We start from the raw sequence: 4,631 nt of genomic DNA on the forward strand, positions 1-4,631 counted from the left end.
ATTTAGTGCTGTGACACCAGAGGGATATGTATATTCGATATTTTCAACTACAATACTCATTCTGATGAACTCCTAATTAACCCCAGTTCTTTTAAAATAACTGATGCCGCCTGTGGTACATTAAGCGGAATTTGCTGAATAGGGATCCCTTCGTTAATCAACTGCATAAATAACCGAACTAACGAAGGTATTTGAACTCCATATGTCTCATCTGGTGTAATATTTGTCGCTATTAACTTCTCAGGTTTATCATCAAATACAAGCTCCCCATCATGTATAATAAGAAATCGAGTAGCATTTTGAAGTACTAATTCAAGTCGATGTTCAACGATTATAACAGTTATTTTCTTCTGGGCTCGTAAATTTTCGATTATATTAAGTATATCTACTGCACTTACAGGATCTAAATTAGCGGTAGGTTCATCTAACACTAGTATCTTTGGTTGGAGCGCTAATACGCTTGCTATTGCTACGCATTGCTGTTCTCCTCCTGAAAGTTCGTGAGGTGCTCTTTCTCTCAAATGTTGAATTTTTGTTAATTCTAGAGCTTCTTCTACACGTGCTCTAATCTCCTCTCGTGGAAGTCCAAGGTTTTCAGGACCAAATGCAATATCACGTTCCACTGTGAGCGACATTAACTGTGATTCGGGGTCTTGAAAAACCATTCCCACCTTTTGAGTTATTTCGTAGAGAGGATGCTCTCGTGTATCTAATCCATCAACTATGACACTTCCTTTCATAACACCCGATCTATAAAAATGTGGGATAAGACCATTGATACATCGGCAAAATGTTGACTTTCCGCAACCGCTAAGACCTGCTACCACAACATATTCTCCTTTCTTAATGTTTAAATTGATTTCGCGAATAGCTGGCTGTTTAGAAGTTGCGTAGCTAAATTCTAATTCGCTAATTTGAACTATATTCTCCATGATTTTCGTTTCCTTGCTTTTCTTATGGATTAACAATAATTTTTTTATGGTGCACCTAGATCTTCAATTTTAATTCTCTTGAATAAGATCACCTTTGATTGTGAGACTTTTTTGAATCAATATTAATATTTCTTTTATCCCGGCGTTTAGATTAGTCGTTCCGTTACAAGCGGCTGCATTTTGATGGCCTCCTCCCTCACCATTAATAAATAGACCGATTTTTTGAAAGATCTTTCCTAAATGTAGTCCCGTTTCTTGTGTAATTCCTCTTTTTGCTCTACCGCTAATTCTAACATTTTTTTCTTTCTTTTTTTCTGAGGCTACTAGCGCTACATCGGCTCCAAGATCAAGTAGGGATCTTGCCACTGATGCTTCAAATGCACTTATTCTTGAAACGACAATTATCCATCCTTCTATAATGTGTATTTTGTGACGTTTTGCAGCCTTTAATCTTGCAATACGTTCTGAATAGTCCAACTTGCTTCTCAGAAGTTCAATAATCTCTTCATAATTTGCACCAAGACGCATTAATGTTGTAGCTGCCTCAAAAGTGTCTGGAGTGCCTAATATGAAATGTCTTGAATCGTAAGTGATGCCAATTAATAAAGCATAGGCATCCAAAGACCTAGGAATCATATTTAGTTTCCTATAGAGATTGTAAACTACTTCGCATGCTGAACATACAGAATCATCATGTATATATAAGCTAGAGATTTTTTTTCCTTCGGGATGGCATTGATGATGATCTACTATTATAATTGGCTTAGATACTTCTTTTACATGGTCTTTAAGGACTCCTAACTGTTCAAAATTACTAGTATCTACTAAGAAGTATAAATCGCACTCATTAATATCGTATCCAGTAGAAATATTCATTTTTAGGTTTTTTACAACTTTCTTAGATATTTTATTTAGTCCATCTGAAAAACATTGTATTTTGACTTCAGGAATAAGCCTCTTTAGAAGTCCTGATAGTGCAAATGCACTACAAATTGCATCTGGATCTGCATTTTGATGACATAATATGCAAATCTTTTTGGGACAAATTTCATTAAGTATTTCTAAAAATGATTTGAAATAATTCACATTTTGCCCCCAAATTAGATAAGAAAACTAAAAAAAAGGAATGCTTAATGTAACTCATTTTAAAACTCATATGAAGCTACTCTTTACGCTGCAGTTCCTGGTTCTCCTTGGATTTGCCGAGCTAATTTCTCCCTCATCTCATCCCTCTGTTTTTTCGATCGTTCTTCTTGCCTCTGTAATGTTTTTATTCGCATACCTAAAGTTTCTTTCTTATCAGTTAATTCTTCTGTTAATTTTTTCATATCTGATTTAATTAAAAGCATTCCTATTGACTTATAAACACCAACACCTTCTTCTGCACCCTCTAATTCTTTTAGTGCATTCTCCGTCTCTCTTAATTGTAGTTCAAGTTGCGTTCTTTGTTGGGTTAATACTTTTACTTGCTGGTCTATTTGTTGTAGTCTCATTAGTTGGTGTTGTAGTTGCTGTGGTAACTCTTCACTCAATATCTCGCCTCCTTTATTAAAAAAACTCATTAAATACCTTTGATACACGTGTTGCTGATCTTTATTAATATGAGTTTTTGTGTAGAATGGTTTAGTTAGATTTATAAATTATCAGAAGATTTATAAGCTGGCTGATAACGAAAAACTTATTAAGAACCGCTTAGGTGAGTTTTATGGGACGAACAAAAAAAATTGGATCCGCAGGACGATTTGGAGCAAGATATGGCTCAACAATACGAATGCAAGTGAAAAGAATTGAAGAAAAGATGAAACAATTACATAAATGTCCCAGATGTGACATTAAAGCTGTTAAAAGGAAAAGTACAGGAATATGGAAATGCAAGAAATGTGGATATACGTTCACTGGCGGTGCTTATATTCCACTAACAGATATTGGTAAAGTTGTTTTAAGGTCGACCAGACGTATTCGAGAAATGAAATAGCAAATAAACTCAACATTCTTTTCCGCTTTCTAAAATCAACGACCAAAAAGATCTATTTCTTCATAATTGGATTGTTTTGTTAAGATCCTGTATTAAAACAATGAGTTTTAATATAGAATTAGTTGTTGAACGCAAGGCAGTGATATCAGCCGCTTCAATAATGAACTTTATACTTCTTTGACTTCTTTCAACGGAAAAATCGATTTTTGCCCTCTGTGAAGAGAAAGTCTTTATTTCTGGCAATAAAATGCTATATATTACTTCTGTGGTTTCTAAATCTGAACAGACCATTCTTAGATCCATTTTATATCGCATGTTCAATATATCTTCTCCATTGATTACGTTCATTTTGATTATAATAGTCATTTCGGCGCATTTTCAGTTATTTTTAACTGAAACCGCAATTAAGCTGCGTAAACTGACTTGTATTTTTTTAAAAAATCGGGGACTATTTATAACCTTTTGGAAACCGATTCTTGAATCTCTTTATCCCATCATTTAAAGATCTGGAAGAGATTTCAAATAAATATTAAATTTATGCCCTCCAAAAATAAAAGATGTCTATAAGAGGGATATAATGACGATTTCAAAGTCTCGATATGACTCTAAAGTTGTTGAACACTATATTATAGGTCCATATCACATTAAAATTTATGAACGTGCTGGAAAATACACCAGCGAAGCACTTTATACGTACACTACTTTGTCTGAGACTTCACCCTTTGGTGAGATCATTGAATCTATTTCTAAAAACCTTGCAGAAAATGTGATTACAGAAGACGATATCAAAAGCAAATCCTTAGATCCTCGCTTTTATAGTTTACAGGAACTTTTCGATAGTAGAAGGGTTCTTGTTGAAGAATATATTTACCAACACTATCCTGAATTTAAAACCATGAAAGATTTAGATGATTTGATAGAACTCGCTTGCTATAAACTCATTGGTATTTATAAAATTGCCCCTTTTCTTATGGATGAACATATCGAGGAGTTTTATTTAGATTGCCCCAACACTCAGCTCTATTTAGATCATCGCACCTTTGGACGGTGTAAAACCACAGTAACCTTGTCTGATGATGACTTAGAACGTATAAAAACGCGATTACGCTATGAAAGCGGTCTGCTACTGGATGAAAGCAACCCTTCTATCAAGACGGAGTTGATAACGGATCGTTTTCATGTTCGCATCTCAATGGATATCGCCCCGCTAGCAGCAGATGGTCTTCATTTAGACGTACGTAAACTAAAACGTAAGGCTTTTACTCTACCAGAATTAGTAGATAATGGTACTCTTCCTGTGGAAATCGCTGCTTACATGTATTTTGCACTGGTGCGACGCCGTAACATTACGGTCATTGGGGAACCTAATTCAGGTAAAACCACACTTGTCAATGCACTGGACTTGATCACCCCTCCTGAGTGGAGAAAAATCACAATCGAGGATGTGATTGAAAGTGTTCCTCAACATAATTACGATAAACACCAAGTACGTTTACAAGTCATTCCCTTCGAAGGTGAGAACACATTACGAAGTAAGAGTAAGGAAATCGTGAAATTATTGCATCGTTCGCCTGATTATGTTTTCTTAGGAGAAATTCAAACCCAAGAACATTCACAAGCTGTGTTTCACGCTCTTACAGCAGGTCTACACTTAATCCAAACTTGTCACGCCTCGTCGCCTGAAAATCTGATTGTCCGCTGGGTAGAACATCATGGTATTGCCC

Annotated in this window: 6 protein-coding genes; 2 read left to right on the top strand and 4 right to left on the bottom strand. The window is 35.4% G+C overall.

The features are described from left to right. Window positions 1-56: 56 nt before the first annotated feature. The 3 genes from QVB70_RS08160 to QVB70_RS08170 all read right to left on the bottom strand — a co-directional run bounded on the left by QVB70_RS08160 (window position 57) and on the right by QVB70_RS08170 (window position 2,464). A complete protein-coding gene (locus QVB70_RS08160; protein WP_287585233.1) occupies window positions 57-932 on the bottom strand; it encodes an ABC transporter ATP-binding protein in 876 nt (291 codons plus the stop codon). 69 nt (window positions 933-1,001) lie between these two features. Next, complete coding sequence (locus QVB70_RS08165; RefSeq protein WP_287585234.1) at window positions 1,002-2,018, bottom strand: bifunctional oligoribonuclease/PAP phosphatase NrnA; 1,017 nt, start codon at window positions 2,016-2,018, stop codon at window positions 1,002-1,004. Between the two features lie 83 nt (window positions 2,019-2,101). Beyond that, complete coding sequence (locus QVB70_RS08170) at window positions 2,102-2,464, bottom strand: prefoldin subunit beta (RefSeq protein ID WP_287585235.1); 363 nt, start codon at window positions 2,462-2,464, stop codon at window positions 2,102-2,104. A 173-nt stretch (window positions 2,465-2,637) separates the two neighbouring features. Here QVB70_RS08170 and rpl37A point away from each other — a divergent pair, with 173 nt between their 5' ends. Next, entirely contained in the window at window positions 2,638-2,907 is a 270-nt protein-coding gene (rpl37A, locus tag QVB70_RS08175; protein ID WP_287585236.1) for a 50S ribosomal protein L37Ae, read from the top strand. A 60-nt stretch (window positions 2,908-2,967) separates the two neighbouring features. Here rpl37A and QVB70_RS08180 read toward each other — a convergent pair whose 3' ends face one another. After that, on the bottom strand, window positions 2,968-3,222 hold the full coding sequence (locus QVB70_RS08180; RefSeq protein ID WP_287585238.1) for a KEOPS complex subunit Pcc1: 255 nt from the start codon (window positions 3,220-3,222) through the stop codon (window positions 2,968-2,970). Window positions 3,223-3,484: 262 nt separating this feature from the next. Between QVB70_RS08180 and QVB70_RS08185 the strand changes: the two genes are divergently transcribed. Beyond that, window positions 3,485-4,631, top strand: a 1,147-nt coding sequence (locus QVB70_RS08185; protein ID WP_287585237.1) for an ATPase, T2SS/T4P/T4SS family, incomplete at its 3' end; no start/stop codon positions are given.

The sequence above is a fragment of the Candidatus Borrarchaeum sp. genome (genome assembly GCF_019058535.1).
Classification (GTDB): domain Archaea; phylum Asgardarchaeota; class Sifarchaeia; order Borrarchaeales; family Borrarchaeaceae; genus Borrarchaeum; species Borrarchaeum weybense.